Raw genomic sequence first — 13,155 nt, forward strand, 5'->3', positions numbered from 1 at the left:
AAAGGATGGGTAAGGGGACAACCAATCCGCGCGGGGACATGATGACGGAAGCTTCTGAAGTGCAGGAGACAGCCTATCCGGGCCGCTGGCTGGCAATGTCGGTGCTGATCGCCGCCGTTTTCATGAACCTGCTCGATGCCACGATCGTCAATGTCGCGCTTCCCTCCATCGGCAAGGATCTCAATGCCCACAGCTCGTCGCTGGAATGGATCGTGGCCGGCTATGTGCTGGTGTTCGCGCTGGCGCTGATGCCCTGCGGGCGGCTTGGAGATATCATCGGCAAGAAACGGATGTTTCTTCTCGGCGTCGGCTTCTTCACCGTGGCCTCGGCCTGTTCCGGTGCTGCCCCCAACATCGGCACGCTGGTGGTTGCTCGCCTTTGCCAAGGGCTTGGGGCTGCGATCATGGCGCCGCAGGTGCTGGCGCTGGCTCAGGACATGTTTTCCTCCAAGGAGCGCTCCAGTGCGTTCTCGCTGTTCGGGATCGCAAGTGGCGTTGCCATTGTGTCAGGTCCCCTGATCGGCGGCTGGCTGATTGCTGTCGATCTGTTCGGGCTCGAATGGCGCTCGATCTTCTACATTAATGTGCCGGTCGGCATTGCCGCCGTGATCGCCGGCCGCATCCTGATACCGGACATCCCGGCCAGCGAACGGGCGACGCTCGATGTCACGGGCGTGCTGATTATTGCCTCTGCCTTTGTGTTTTTGATCTTTCCGCTGGTCGAAGCGCGGCGGTTCGGCTGGCCGCTCTGGTGCTTCGCGATGATGATAGCCGCCTTTCCGGTTTTTGCCTCTTTCTATCTGTTCGAGCGCCGGCGCGAGAGGCAGGGCCTTTCCCAGCTTTTGCCGGTTTCGCTGATGCGCAATCATGGCTACATGCTCGGCGGGTTCATCGCGCTGATGTTCTATTCCACACCGGCCGGGCTGTTCATGACCTTTGCGATTTTTCTCCAGCAGGGTTTCGGTTTCACGCCGCTTGAGGCTGGCCTGAGCACGATCCCTTTTCCGCTGGGTACCTTTCTCTCCGCCTTCACCAACAGCCGCCTTTCCGACCGTTTTCTGAAGGGCCGGATTCTTGGTGCCTCGGCGATGATGGCGGCGGGTTATCTTCTGTTGTTCTTCGTGGTTCTGCGCGCCGGCCAGAACCTTTCGATTCTTGATTTCGCGCCGCCGCTTTTCATCTGCGGCTTCTCGCTGGGCATGACGGCATCGCCGTTGTTTCAGACCGTCCTTGCCGATGTGCCGGGGCGCGATGCGGGCTCGGCTTCCGGTGCGCTTCAGGCCATCCAGCAGGCGGGCAGCGCGCTTGGCGTCGCCATCGCCAGCGCTTTGTTCTTCTCCATCATCGCCGCCCGGCAACAGGCGGGGGCGACGACGGCAGATGCCTATGTCGCGGGTTTTTCCGCAAGCGTCGGCTATATGGTTTTCGCCATGGCCGCAGTGTTTGTTGCGACTCTGTTCATGCCCGTCGTCAAGGCGTCCGGCGAAAAGCCGGAAGCCGGCGAGATGATGCTCGGCTGAACACCCCTGCCGTGCCAATTGACTTTTGCAGTATCCTCGCCCAATTGATGGCGACCCACAATAACCAAGCGGAGAACCCTTTGGCTTCCAGTCCGACGGAAACCGCGCCGCAAGGCGCGATGGCCGAGCAGCATCCGGGTCGATGGACGGCGCTTGCCGTTCTGCTTTCGGCCGTGTTCATGAACATGCTCGACGTTACCATCGTCAATGTTGCGCTGCCGTCGATCCAGGAGGGTTTGAACGCCTCGAACTCCGCCATCGAATGGATTGTCGCCGGCTACGTGCTGATGTTCGCGCTTGCGCTGCTGCCGTTCGGAAGGCTTGGCGATATCGTCGGCAAGAAGACCATGTTCCTGGTCGGGGTTGCCAGCTTCACGCTCGGTTCGGCGCTTTGCGGTCTGTCTCATACGACGCTGATGCTGGTTTTGGCTCGGCTGTTTCAAGGCTTTTCGGCGGCAATGATGACACCGCAGGTGCTGGCGCTGACGACGGTGATGTTTGCTCCGCACGAACGCGCCAGGGCTTTCAGCTTTTTCGGCATGATGGCAGGGATTGCCACTGTCAGCGGGCCAATCATCGGCGGGTTTCTGGTCGAGCACAGCCTGTTCGGCCTTGGCTGGCGTGCTATCTTCCTGATCAATCTGCCGATCGGACTGTTTGCGATCATCGCCGGTGCGAAGCTTGTGCCATCCACGCCGCGCCGGGCCGATACGCGCAATGATTATCTTGGTATTGTGCTGATTGCCGTTGCCATGTTCATGCTGATCTTTCCGCTGGTGGAAGGTCGCACCTTCGGCTGGCCGTTCTGGTGCTTTGCGATGATGATCGGGGCCGTTCCTGTGCTCGCAGCCTTTGTCATCTGGCAGCGGCGGCAGAATGCCAGGGGCAAGCCGCAGCTGCTCTCTTTTCAGCTCATGAAGAACCGCAACTTCATGGTTGGCGGATCGATGGCGCTGTTCTTCTTTTCAACGCTGCCGGGGTTTTTCCTGTGCCTTGCGATGTTTTTGCAGGTCGGCTTCGGTTTCTCTCCGCTGAAATCAGGCCTGACCACCGTGCCGTTCTCGCTTGGCGTTTTCGCTGCTTCGCTGATCAGCGGGCGGATCGGCCAGCACTTCCTGAAACTTCGGGTGATCGTCGGTATCGCGTTGCTTGGGGGCGGTATGTTCTGGCTCAGGCTCTACGTGCTCGGTGTTGGTGACGAGGTTGCGCGCTGGTCGCTGTTCATGCCGCTGATCGTGTCCGGACTTGGCCTCGGGATCGCGATTGCCTCGATCTTCCAGCTTGTGCTGGCAGGCGTCCCCCATGAGGAGGCGGGTTCGGCCTCCGGCGCGCTTCAGGCCGTCCAGCAGCTGGGCGGCGCGTTCGGGATCGCGATTGTTAGCGGCATCTTTTTTGCCCGCCTTGGCATGATGATGCAGGCTGGCGCGGACAATCACCCGGCCTATGTCAGCGCTTTTGCCATGGCGCTGATCTACAATCTCGCGGCATATGTTGTGGTTATTGCGTTGACGCTGCTTTTGACCTCGGAGCGAAAGCCCGCCGCACCGGTTGCCGCAAAGCAAAACGCCCCGCACATTGCATGAGCGGGGCGCTGATATTCAAACGGTGAGGCAGAAGGTCAGGGCACGATCAGCGTGCCTGCGCCACCCTTGGTCAGAATTTCGAGCAGGACCGAATGCTTGACCTTGCCATTGAGGATGACGACGCCCTCGACACCAGCCTCGATCGCTTCGATACAGGTCTCGACCTTCGGGATCATGCCGCCGGAAATGGTGCCGTCGAGGATCAGCTTGCGGGCCTCGGCAACGGAAAGCTCCTTGATCAATTCACCTTGTTTGTCGAGCACGCCGGGAACATCTGTCAGGAACAACAGGCGTGTTGCGCGCAAGGCACCGGCAATGGCACCGGCAAAGGTGTCGGCGTTGATATTATAGGTGTGACCATCATTGCCGGGGGCCACCGGAGCGATGACCGGGATCATTTCCGATTTCGCCAGAAGATCGAGCAGGGTGGTATCGACGGTATCGACCTCACCGACAAAGCCAAGATCGAGAACGCGCTCGATATTGGAGTCGGGGTCAATCACGGTCTTCTTGGCCTTATTGGCAAACACCATGTTGCCGTCCTTGCCGCAAAGGCCGATCGCCCATTCACCGGTCTGGTTGATCAGCGCGACGATTTCCTTGTTGATCGAACCGGCAAGCACCATTTCGACAATCTCGACGGTCGCCTGATCGGTGACCCGCAGGCCGCCCTCGAATTTGGATTCGATCCCCATTCGCTTCAGCATGTTGCCGATCTGCGGTCCGCCGCCGTGAACCACGATCGGGTTGACGCCCGACTGTTTCAAAAGCGCGACGTCGCTGGCGAAGGCCTGGCCGAGTTCAGCATCGCCCATGGCGTGACCGCCATATTTCACGACGATGGTCTTGTTCTCGTATTTCTGCATATAGGGCAGCGCCTGCACCAGCAGACGTGCCTGAACTTCGCTTTCCGACAATGACATGGAATACCCCGGCATGCTTTGATCCTTGCGGCCTTTTAGCGCATCCCGGCGGCTTAGTGAATATTCGACCGTGAACTATTGCGCAGGCCTAGACTTGCCGAAGGTATGCTGCGCCCTATAACGTTTGGATTAACGGGAAGGGGATCCGGGCATTGATGGCAAATGATGATCTTGGCGCACTGCTTGCGCGCGTTGCCCTTAAGGACCGACAGTCCTTCGACCAGCTTTATGAAACAGCCAGTCCGAAACTTTTTGCGATCTGTCTTCGTATTCTGGGCGATCGCGGTGAAGCGGAAGACGCCCTCCAGGACATTTTCGTGCGGATCTGGCAGCGCGCCGGCACATTTGCGGCCGATGGCCGTTCGTCGGCCGGTTGGCTGGCGACCGTTGCGCGAAACCATGCGATTGATCGTTTGCGGCAGAAAAAACCGGCCGCGCGAGATATCGATACCGTGCACGACCTTGCCGACGAGGATGACAGTCCTGAAGATCATGCCCATCTTGCAGGCGAGGGCCGCCGGATCGACAGCTGCATGCAGCAGCTGAAACCGGAATGGGCTTCAGCCGTCAGGGAAGCCTATGTGCGCGGTTTGAGCTATAATGAACTGGCGGAACGCAATAACGTGCCGCTTAATACAATGCGGACATGGCTGCGTCGCAGCCTCCTGAAACTGAAAGAGTGTCTGGAAGCATGAAGAGGCCGACACAACAGGAAGGCGGAAAGCCCGAAGACGAAATGCTCGCCGGCGAATATGTCATCGGTGCGCTTTCGGCTGCCGAGCGACGCGACGTTGAGGCGCGGATCGCAAGCGAACCTCTCTTCGCCGCCAGGGTGCGCGACTGGCAGCAAAAGCTTGAGCCGCTCGACGCGGCCTATGGCGCCGAAACGCCGCCGAAAGCGGTCTATCGCGAAATCGAACGCAGGCTCTTTCCAGAAGACAAACGCGCGCGCGTATCGCTCCCGGCGCGTCTCTGGGGCTCTGCGGCGCTCTGGCGCGGGGTTGCGGCGATTGCAGTCATCGCTGCGGTTGCCTTCACCGTCTACAATGAGCAGATGGCAACACCGCAGACGACATTGCTTGCCGAGCTCAGCGGTCCGGACAATGCCGTCAATCTCGTCGCCCGGTATAATGCCCGTAGCGGTCAGGTCTCGCTGACGCCGGTTGCCGCCGGCGCGCCGGATGAAAAATCGCTCGAACTCTGGCTGATCGAAGGTGACGATCCGGCGATCTCCCTTGGCGTTCTCCCGCAAACAGGTGAGGGTAAACTCATCGTGCCGCGTGATATCAGCGACCGGATCGGTGCAGGGACTTTTTTGCGATCAGTATCGAGCCTTATGGCGGGTCTCCGACTGGAACGGCGACCGGGCCGGTGATTGCGGTCGGAGAGCTGAGGTCGCTTTAAAACATCTTAAAATCAATAACTTGAAGAAAAATTCAAAAAAAACTGAAACTCTTTGGCCAAGGTCTCCGTCAATTGTTTCATCCCCGGCGCCAGGAGGGCACCGGGAGACATGAAAGACCTAGAGGAGACTATCATGCTGAACACCTTCAAGACCACCGCCCTTGCCGCCACGCTGATCGGTGGCTCTGCCATCGCAGCCTTTGCTGCCAATCCGATGGTTGGCGGTGCCGAGATGTATCCCGACAAGAACATCGTCGAAAACGCCATGAACTCCGAGGACCACACCACGTTGGTGGCCGCAGTCAAGGCTGCTGGCCTCGTCGAAACGCTGCAGGGTGAAGGGCCGTTCACTGTTTTTGCCCCGACCAATGCGGCCTTTGCCGATCTGCCGGATGGCACGGTTGACGAACTGCTGATGCCGGGAAACAAGGAAGCGCTTGCCAAGGTGCTGACCTGCCATGTGGTTTCCGCCGATGCCATGGCGTCTGCCATTCAGCAGATGATTTCTGATGATGGCGGCGCACATGATGTGCCGACTGTCGGCGGCTGCACGCTGAGTGCGACCGAAATGGACGGCATGATCACGCTGACCGACGAAAACGGCCGTACGGCAAAGGTCACGATTGCCGATGTCGAACAGTCAAACGGCGTCATCCACGTCATCGATACGGTGCTTCTGCCCGCAAGCTGATCACCCCACATCCATCTGCCTGACCGGGCGTCTCATCAGACCCGGCAGGTGAGCGCCCAATGGACCGCTCACTTGGAACCGCCTCCCCCGGGCGGTTCTTTTTTGCGTTCAACCGGCCACGGTTTCCTGGATCGCCTGCCGCAATGTATCGAGGCCGGCATTCTTTTCCGAGGAGGTGGCGATAATGCCGGGGAAGGCGGCCGGATGCTTGCGGGTTTTCTCCGCCGTGGCGATGAGAAGTTTTTCAACAGCCGGTGGCTTGATCTTGTCCGTCTTGGTCAACACGATCTGATAGGAAACGGCGGCCTTGTCGAGAAGATCGAGCACGTCGTCGTCATTCTTCTTGATGCCATGGCGGGCATCGATCAGCAGGTAGACGCGTTTCAGAGTGGCGCGCCCACGCAGATAATCAAACACAAGCTTGGTCCACAGATCGACCTGCTCCTTGGGGGCCTTGGCATAGCCATAGCCGGGCATATCCACAAGCGCCATTGGCGGCAGATCCTGATCGTCGCCGGAATAGCCGTCGGGGACGAAATAATTGAGTTCTTGGGTTCGGCCCGGCGTGTTGGATGTGCGCGCCAGACCCTTCCGGGTCAGAAGCGCATTGATCAACGATGATTTTCCGACATTGGAGCGGCCTGCGAAGGCGACTTCGGGTGGGCCCTCCGGTGGCAGGAACTTCATCGACGGCACTCCGCGGATGAAGATCCACGGGCGGGCGAACAGGGCGGCGTCTTGGTCGATGGGCTGGGTCATGTCCGTTTCTTATCATAAGAAAAAGCCCGGCAATACTGCCGGGCGAGAGTATTGCCGGTCTTGAGCCGGCAATACAGATATTCAGGCGGTCAGTCCCGGTAAAGGCCGGAACCGCGTCTTGCGTCTATTCCGAAGCCGCTGGCTTCTTGCGGCGGAACACGCCCTTCAGATTATCGAACAATTCGATCTTGACGCCGTGACGCTTCATGATGATCGACTGCTGCAGGATCGAGAGCGTGTTGTTCCATGCGTAGTAGATCACCAGACCGGCCGGGAACTGTGCCAGCATATAGGTGAAGACCACCGGCATCCAGTTGAAGATCATCGCCTGGGTCTTGTCCGGCGGTGTCGGGTTCATGCGCATCTGCACCCACATGGTGACGCCCATGATCAGCGGCCAGGCGCCGATCATCAGCGCGGTCGGAACGCTCCAGGGCAACAGGCCGAACAGGTTGAAGACGCTGGTCGGGTCAGGTGCCGAAAGGTCCTGGATCCACCCGAAGAATGGCGCGTGACGCATTTCAATGGTGACGTAGAGCACCTTGTAGAGCGCGAAGAAGATCGGGATCTGCAGCAATACTGGCCAGCAGCCAGCCACCGGATTGATCTTTTCCTTTTTGTAAAGCTCCATCATGGCCTTCTGCAGGCCCATCTTGTCGTCGCCAAACTGTTCCTTCAGCTCGGTCATCTTCGGCTGCATGCGCTTCATGTTGGCCATGGAGGCATACTGCTTGGAGGCGAGCGGGAAGAACAGAAGCTTGATGATGACGGTGGTGATCAGGATTGCGACGCCGAAATTTCCAACATGACGGTAGATGTAATCCATCAGCTGGAACAGCGGCTTGGTGATGAAGAACAGCCAGCCCCAGTCGATCATGCGGTCGAACAGCGGGATATTGAGCTGGTCCTGATACTGGGTCAGGACGTTGGTTTCCTTGGCGCCAGCGAAAACCATGGTCTTCAGATCTGCCGCCTGTCCGGCCGCAATCGTCAGCGGCTGGTTGTCGGAATAGTCCGCCTGATAGCGCGCGCGCCCGTCCTCAAAATGCGAGAACCGCACGTCGTAGTTCATGTCGGCCTGCGGAACGATCGCCGTTCCCCAGTATTTGTCGGTAACGCCGAACCAGCCACCATTGGAGCCGCTGTAGGTCTCGTTTTCCTTGCCGATATTCTTGTAGGTGTCTTCGGTGATGCCGGCATCGGGAGACATTACGCCGAGGAAGCCTTCATGCAGAACCCAGGCCGACGGTTCGTCCGGGAGGTTGAAGCGGGTGATGCGACCGTAGGGGTTGACGGTCACCTGCTTGTCGGAGCTGTTGGTGACCTTGTCGTCCACCGTGATCATGTAGTTATCGTCGATGGAAAACGTACGGAGGAATGTCAGTCCGCTGTCATTGGTATAGGAGATTTCGACCGGCGTGGACGGTGTCAGCGTGTCGCCGCTTTTCAGCGTCCACACGGTCTGTGGTCCTGGGACTTTGCCCGAGTTTTCGCCCTGGACGAAGCCCAGTTCGGCGAAATAACCGTTTTCGGTGTTGGCCGGGCTGAACAGCGTGACGATCGGGCTCTTGGGATCCACGGTGACGTGGTAATCCTTCAGCTTGATGTCGTCGATGCGGGCGCCTGCAAGGTTGATCGAGCCCGAGAGCGAGGGCGTATCGATCTTCACCCGTGGTGCGGTTTCCTGCTGCGCACCGGCCTGCGAGAACACGGCATCGCCACCGGCAGCCGGCGTCCCGGCGGAGGTGCCCGCGCCGGTGTTTTTGTTGGTGGAAACCGTCTGTTCCTGTACCGCCTGCTGCTGTGCGGCCAGCTCCTGCGCGGCGCGCTGCTCTTCAAGGCGCGGGCCCATATACAGGAATTGCCAGGCCAGAACGACCAGGACCGTGAGAGCGATCGCAATGATAGAATTGCGGTTATTTTCCATCTTATCTTCCTGGTGCGGACGCCGTCCGGCTCCGTCCGGTTCGCGGCGATTTTGAAATCCGTGATTCCAGCTCATCTGTGAGCCTCTCGAAGGAGGCGCCAAGCACCTCCCGACGGCCCACAACGACATAATCGCAACCGGGTTGCATTGCAAATGCGCCCTTGAGACGCACAGCCTCTTTCAGCCGGCGACGCATTCTGTTGCGCTCGACGGCGTTTCCCTGCCTTTTGGTCACAGTAAAACCGACGCGGGGCCCGGAAGAGGGATCGCGTCGGTCGAGTACTTCCAGCAGAAACAGCGGGCCTTTCCGCCGTTCGCCTTTTTGAACGGCCAGAAATTGCGGGCGGGTCTTGAGCCGCCCGACAACCGTTTCGGTTTGTTTATCCGGCCCGGCCATCAGGGCTGAAGCCCTTAAGCCGAAAGACGCTTGCGACCGCGTGCGCGGCGGGCTGCGAGAACTTTCTGGCCGCCTTTCGTTGCCATGCGCGAGCGGAAGCCGTGGCGACGTTTGCGAACAAGCTTGGAAGGCTGATAGGTACGCTTGGTAGACATTTGTTTAAATACCGCGGTGTGCGGCCCTTCTTGGTGAACTGCCGAAGCAGTTTAAGCGTGTGGATTATGTTACCGTCATTGATCCCGCTTTTCAGCAGGACAGGGGCGCGGAAACTGCGCGGCTTATAAGGGAAAGCGCGGTAAATTGTCAATCATGCCGGGCGAGGGAGTTTTCAAGTGCCTCAAACAACGCGGTTTTGTCTAGTCTGCGATTGGTCTATGGTCGAGCAACTTCTTCTGTCGGAGACACGCGATGCGATGGGGAAAACCCCGCAATGAGCACGAGGCGCTGGGCGAGGGTGTCGCCGTGACCGGTTTCCTTTCGGGCCTGTCCGGACGCATCCTGGCGCTGACCGTCGCGATCATCATGTTCGCCGAAGTGGTGTTCTTCGTGCCGTCGCTGGCCAGCATGCGGCTGAGATGGCTTGATGACCGGCTGAGTACCGCCGCTGCGGCTGCGACGGTCATTGACGGCCTCCAGCCGCAGGTTCTGCCGCGCGCACTGCAGGACGACACACTGATGGCGACCGGCACCAAGGCGATTGTGCTGAGAAAGGACGGCATATCCCAGCTCCTTGCCATCGCCGATATGCCGCCGGAAATCAGCAAATCCTATGACCTGACCGATGTCGGTCCGGTGGAAGCCGTTATTGACGCATTCGACGAACTGTTGTTCGGCGGCGACCGGGCTATTCGGGTGTTCGGCCATATCGGTGACAGTGACGCGATCATCGATCTGGTGATTTCCGATGACGAGCTTCGCCATGCGCTATTGATACATGCGCGCAATATCTTTCTTCTCAGTATCCTGCTTTCGACCTTTACGGCGATGTTGATCTTCTTCCGGCTGAATTCATTGCTTGTGCGTCCGCTGCGGCGTCAGATCTCTAATATGCAGACTTTTTCCGAGCACCCGGATCTACCGGAGAGCGTGTTTCAGCCAGCCGACTCGAAAGACGAACTCGGCATTGCGAGCCGCCATCTTGCCTCCATGCAAAGAGAACTTCAGAAGACGCTACGCCAGCAGAAGCGCCTTGCCGAACTGGGCCTTGCCGTCTCGAAGATCAATCACGACATGCGCAATATTCTGGCGTCGGCGCAACTGATGTCGGATCGGATTGCGGGCACAGACGACCCGGTGGTCCGTCGCGTGGCCCCGAAGCTTCTGCGCGCCATCGACCGGGCTGCTGCCTATTCGCGTTCGGTTCTGAGCTACGGACAGGTTTCTGAAGCTGAGCCCAAGCGTGAACAGGTTAATCTGTTCGAGCTGATCAATGACGTGCACGACTATCTGGAGCTTTCAGAAGATGTGCCGATCGACTGGATCAATCGTGTCCCGGACAATTTGATTGTCGATGCCGACCCCGAGCAGTTTTTCCGTATCGTCTTCAATCTGTGCCGCAATAGCGTCCAGGCGCTGACCCAGCAGGCTGGCGAGCGGCGCGATTCACTCAACTGTCTTGTCGTCTCTGCGCAGCGTCACGGCAGCGTGGTTTCGCTCTCGATCGACGATACCGGGCCGGGCATGCCGCAGAAGGCACGTGAGAACCTGTTTGCAGCTTTCCGCGGTGGCGTGCGCAGTGGCGGAACAGGGCTTGGCCTTGCTATTGCCCGCGAACTGGTGCTCGCGCATGGCGGCACGATCGCGCTGGTGGAAAAGGCAGGGCAGGGCACGCTGTTTCGCATCGAGGTGCCCGACCGTCCCGTTGCGCTTGATGTCTGGCGCGGTGAAAACGAGACTGGACTGTGACGGCGTGAGCCTGCGCGGAAAGCGCCAACAGGGCGCTTTGCCGGAGGGCCTTTGTTTATCCTGTTGAAAATAAACCTCTATTTCTTTCTTTCGTACCTGCCCCGGGGCCATGTTCCTCCATGTTTTCTGGCCGCATCGGTTCATTCGAAGGTGTGTTTCAGAAAAATGACAGGTTTTTTTGAAATCCACTTGCATTCCAAAACGCAAGGTTCTAGAAGCCCTCTCGCACGCCGCAGACAACATGCGGTGCTTCGCAAAAAGGCAAGCGCTCGTAGCTCAGCTGGATAGAGCACCAGACTACGAATCTGGGGGTCGGGAGTTCGAATCTTCCCGAGCGCGCCATTTTTATTCATTAAAATCAGTTACTTGATGCTTCTATCTTGTCGAAAACTTTTCGACCTGTTTTCCGGGTAAGCCGGGGTAAGCAGCAGGATCGGTTTCGATACCGTTCCACGACCGCTTGCGTCGCCAAACCCTAAAAACCCTTTTGATTCTATAAAATTGGTGCTGTCATCGCCGTCATGACTGTCATTATCTTGTCTATTCAATAGGTTGACCGTGACAGCCTCGTTCAAATGGCCGTCATGCGCCTGTCAGGCATTCGGCTGCGGCCTGCGGCGACGCTTTTGCTGCGGTAACTCTCACATGGATGAGATGAAAGGTGCCGGGCCAGCGTGACGCTGATCCGCTCATCAATCGTGCAGGTATAACGTGTGGAGAGAGATGGAGTTTAGCCGAAACGGCCCGAAGCGTTGAGACTTTAGGCTTTGCATCCGGTCTCAGACTAGGCCGATCGCGCGGTGCCAAATACCCGCAGGGCAGAGTGACACAGGAAGGACCCATGCCCCTTATGACAGCCGCTGTCTGGTGTGGACGATCAAAACAAAGGGGCGCGGGGGTAATCCTCCCCTTTTTACCGGGGCTTTTTGGTAGAATTCACGCAGCCATTTTCAGTTTCTGTGCGGGTGTCATTCCGCCGATGCCCATATTGGGTCGCTCGTTGTTATAGCTCCATAACCATTGTGTGGCGAACGCCTGCGCCTCTTCGATACTCTCGATGATGTATTGGTCAAGCCATTCGTGTCGTACTGTCCGGTTGTAGCGTTCGACATAAGCGTTCTGCTGCGGCTTTCCAGGCTGGATGTAATTCAGCGCAATGCCCTGATTTTCAGCCCAGTCCATAAGCCTTCCACTGACATATTCCGGGCCATTGTCAACACGTATTGCCAGCGGTTTGCCGCGCCACTCAATGATCTGGTTCAGGCTACGGATGACACGCTCCGCAGGTAGAGAGAAATCGACCTCAATGCCAAGCCCCTCACGGTTAAAGTCATCCAGAACATTCAAAAGCCGAAACTGCCGGCCATCGGCCAGCCGATCCGCCATAAAGTCCATGGACCAGACCGCGTTCGGCGTTGTCGGGACATTGAGTGTATCCGGTTTTTCCCGTTTCAGCCGCCGGCGTGGCTTGATCCTGAGGTTCAGCTCAAGCGCGCGGTAGATGCGATAAACACGCTTATGATTCCAGCGCCGTCCCTGTACGTTCCGCAGATAGAGAAAACAAAGGCCAAAGCCCCAGTTCTTCTTTGCCTGCGTCAAGCCGGTCAGAAGATCGGCGATCTGTTCATTCTCATCATTGCGTTTGCCTTTGTATCGGTAGCAAGTTTCGCTGACACCGAACGTTCGGCAGGCAAGTGCTATGCTCACCCCACGTATCGCCACGGCTTGCGCGGCCACCTCCCGGCGTAGAGATGGCCGCGTCATTTTTTCCCAAAGCCTCTTTCAGCAGTTCGGTTTGCATGCTCATCTCCGCATACATCTTTTTCAGACGGCGGTTCTCGTCTTCCAGCGCTTTCATCTGGCTGATCATCGACGCATCCATGCCGCCATATTTGGCCCGCCATTTATAAAAACTCGCTGAACTCATCCCGTGCTCCCGGCAAAGTTCAGGCACAGGAACGCCACCTTCTGCCTGACGCAGAATGCCAATAATCTGTGCTTCGCTAAATCTCGTCTTTTTCATCAAAATCTCCTCAGTCATAAAAC

General features: G+C 58.1%; 12 protein-coding genes and 1 tRNA gene. 7 read left to right on the plus strand and 6 right to left on the minus strand.

Going from position 1 to position 13,155, the window contains the following annotated elements:
* The first annotated feature begins 5 nt into the window (after positions 1 to 5).
* Together AC0L7L_RS04750 and AC0L7L_RS04755 are read left to right on the plus strand one after the other, a co-directional pair.
* A complete protein-coding gene (locus tag AC0L7L_RS04750; RefSeq protein ID WP_473512385.1) occupies positions 6 to 1,520 on the plus strand; it encodes an MFS transporter in 1,515 nt (504 codons plus the stop codon).
* 80 nt (positions 1,521 to 1,600) lie between these two features.
* Positions 1,601 to 3,103 carry an MFS transporter gene (locus tag AC0L7L_RS04755; protein ID WP_473512387.1) on the plus strand — a complete coding sequence of 501 codons (1,503 nt, stop codon included), beginning with the start codon at positions 1,601 to 1,603 and terminating at the stop codon, positions 3,101 to 3,103.
* 35 nt (positions 3,104 to 3,138) lie between these two features.
* Here the strand turns inward: AC0L7L_RS04755 and argB are convergent, their stop codons facing one another.
* On the minus strand, positions 3,139 to 4,026 hold the full coding sequence (gene argB / locus AC0L7L_RS04760; protein ID WP_473512389.1) for an acetylglutamate kinase: 888 nt from the start codon (positions 4,024 to 4,026) through the stop codon (positions 3,139 to 3,141).
* 155 nt (positions 4,027 to 4,181) lie between these two features.
* Here argB and AC0L7L_RS04765 point away from each other — a divergent pair, with 155 nt between their 5' ends.
* The 3 genes from AC0L7L_RS04765 (at position 4,182) to AC0L7L_RS04775 (ending at position 6,121) form a co-directional block, all read left to right on the plus strand.
* Entirely contained in the window at positions 4,182 to 4,721 is a 540-nt protein-coding gene (locus tag AC0L7L_RS04765; RefSeq protein WP_473512391.1) for a sigma-70 family RNA polymerase sigma factor, read from the plus strand.
* Positions 4,718 to 5,401 carry an anti-sigma factor gene (locus AC0L7L_RS04770; RefSeq protein WP_473512393.1) on the plus strand — a complete coding sequence of 228 codons (684 nt, stop codon included), beginning with the start codon at positions 4,718 to 4,720 and terminating at the stop codon, positions 5,399 to 5,401. The genes AC0L7L_RS04765 and AC0L7L_RS04770 overlap by 4 nt, the downstream gene beginning before the upstream one ends.
* Positions 5,402 to 5,563: 162 nt before the next feature.
* Positions 5,564 to 6,121, plus strand: coding sequence for a fasciclin domain-containing protein (locus tag AC0L7L_RS04775; RefSeq protein ID WP_272210573.1), 558 nt, complete (start codon positions 5,564 to 5,566; stop codon positions 6,119 to 6,121).
* A gap of 108 nt (positions 6,122 to 6,229) precedes the next feature.
* Here the strand turns inward: AC0L7L_RS04775 and yihA are convergent, their stop codons facing one another.
* From yihA to rpmH, 4 genes are all read right to left on the minus strand, one after another.
* Positions 6,230 to 6,880, minus strand: coding sequence for a ribosome biogenesis GTP-binding protein YihA/YsxC (gene yihA / locus AC0L7L_RS04780; RefSeq protein WP_473512397.1), 651 nt, complete (start codon positions 6,878 to 6,880; stop codon positions 6,230 to 6,232).
* A 124-nt stretch (positions 6,881 to 7,004) separates the two neighbouring features.
* Positions 7,005 to 8,807, minus strand: a complete 1,803-nt coding sequence (gene yidC / locus AC0L7L_RS04785; protein ID WP_473512399.1) for a membrane protein insertase YidC — start codon at positions 8,805 to 8,807, stop codon at positions 7,005 to 7,007.
* 1 nt (position 8,808) lies between these two features.
* The gene (gene rnpA / locus AC0L7L_RS04790) at positions 8,809 to 9,204 is read right to left on the minus strand and encodes a ribonuclease P protein component (RefSeq protein WP_473512401.1); all 396 of its coding nucleotides are present in this window, start codon (positions 9,202 to 9,204) and stop codon (positions 8,809 to 8,811) included.
* 14 nt (positions 9,205 to 9,218) lie between these two features.
* Complete coding sequence (rpmH, locus tag AC0L7L_RS04795) at positions 9,219 to 9,359, minus strand: 50S ribosomal protein L34 (protein ID WP_272210578.1); 141 nt, start codon at positions 9,357 to 9,359, stop codon at positions 9,219 to 9,221.
* Between the two features lie 253 nt (positions 9,360 to 9,612).
* Here rpmH and AC0L7L_RS04800 point away from each other — a divergent pair, with 253 nt between their 5' ends.
* Together AC0L7L_RS04800 and AC0L7L_RS04805 are read left to right on the plus strand one after the other, a co-directional pair.
* On the plus strand, positions 9,613 to 11,109 hold the full coding sequence (locus tag AC0L7L_RS04800; RefSeq protein ID WP_272210579.1) for a sensor histidine kinase: 1,497 nt from the start codon (positions 9,613 to 9,615) through the stop codon (positions 11,107 to 11,109).
* 265 nt (positions 11,110 to 11,374) lie between these two features.
* Positions 11,375 to 11,451: transfer RNA gene (locus AC0L7L_RS04805), tRNA-Arg, on the plus strand.
* A 594-nt stretch (positions 11,452 to 12,045) separates the two neighbouring features.
* Here the strand turns inward: AC0L7L_RS04805 and AC0L7L_RS04810 are convergent.
* A protein-coding gene (locus tag AC0L7L_RS04810; RefSeq protein WP_272209663.1) for an IS3 family transposase occupies positions 12,046 to 13,132 on the minus strand; the annotation gives its coding sequence in 2 pieces (ribosomal slippage) (positions 12,046 to 12,877 and positions 12,876 to 13,132; 1,089 coding nt in all).
* Positions 13,133 to 13,155 lie beyond the last annotated feature (23 nt).

This window comes from Martelella sp. K41-7, assembly GCF_055808365.1.

Bases quoted from the DNA above. Each gene is read 5' to 3' on its own strand.
- AC0L7L_RS04750 (WP_473512385.1), top strand. From the start codon at position 6: ATGGGTAAGGGGACAACCAATCCGCGCGGGGACATGATGACGGAAGCT.
- argB (WP_473512389.1), bottom strand. From the start codon at position 4,026: ATGTCATTGTCGGAAAGCGAAGTTCAGGCACGTCTGCTGGTGCAGGCG.
- AC0L7L_RS04765 (WP_473512391.1), top strand. From the start codon at position 4,182: ATGGCAAATGATGATCTTGGCGCACTGCTTGCGCGCGTTGCCCTTAAG.
- AC0L7L_RS04770 (WP_473512393.1), top strand. From the start codon at position 4,718: ATGAAGAGGCCGACACAACAGGAAGGCGGAAAGCCCGAAGACGAAATG.
- AC0L7L_RS04775 (WP_272210573.1), top strand. From the start codon at position 5,564: ATGCTGAACACCTTCAAGACCACCGCCCTTGCCGCCACGCTGATCGGT.
- yihA (WP_473512397.1), bottom strand. From the start codon at position 6,880: ATGACCCAGCCCATCGACCAAGACGCCGCCCTGTTCGCCCGCCCGTGG.
- yidC (WP_473512399.1), bottom strand. From the start codon at position 8,807: ATGGAAAATAACCGCAATTCTATCATTGCGATCGCTCTCACGGTCCTG.
- rnpA (WP_473512401.1), bottom strand. From the start codon at position 9,204: ATGGCCGGGCCGGATAAACAAACCGAAACGGTTGTCGGGCGGCTCAAG.
- rpmH (WP_272210578.1), bottom strand. From the start codon at position 9,359: ATGTCTACCAAGCGTACCTATCAGCCTTCCAAGCTTGTTCGCAAACGT.
- AC0L7L_RS04800 (WP_272210579.1), top strand. From the start codon at position 9,613: ATGCGATGGGGAAAACCCCGCAATGAGCACGAGGCGCTGGGCGAGGGT.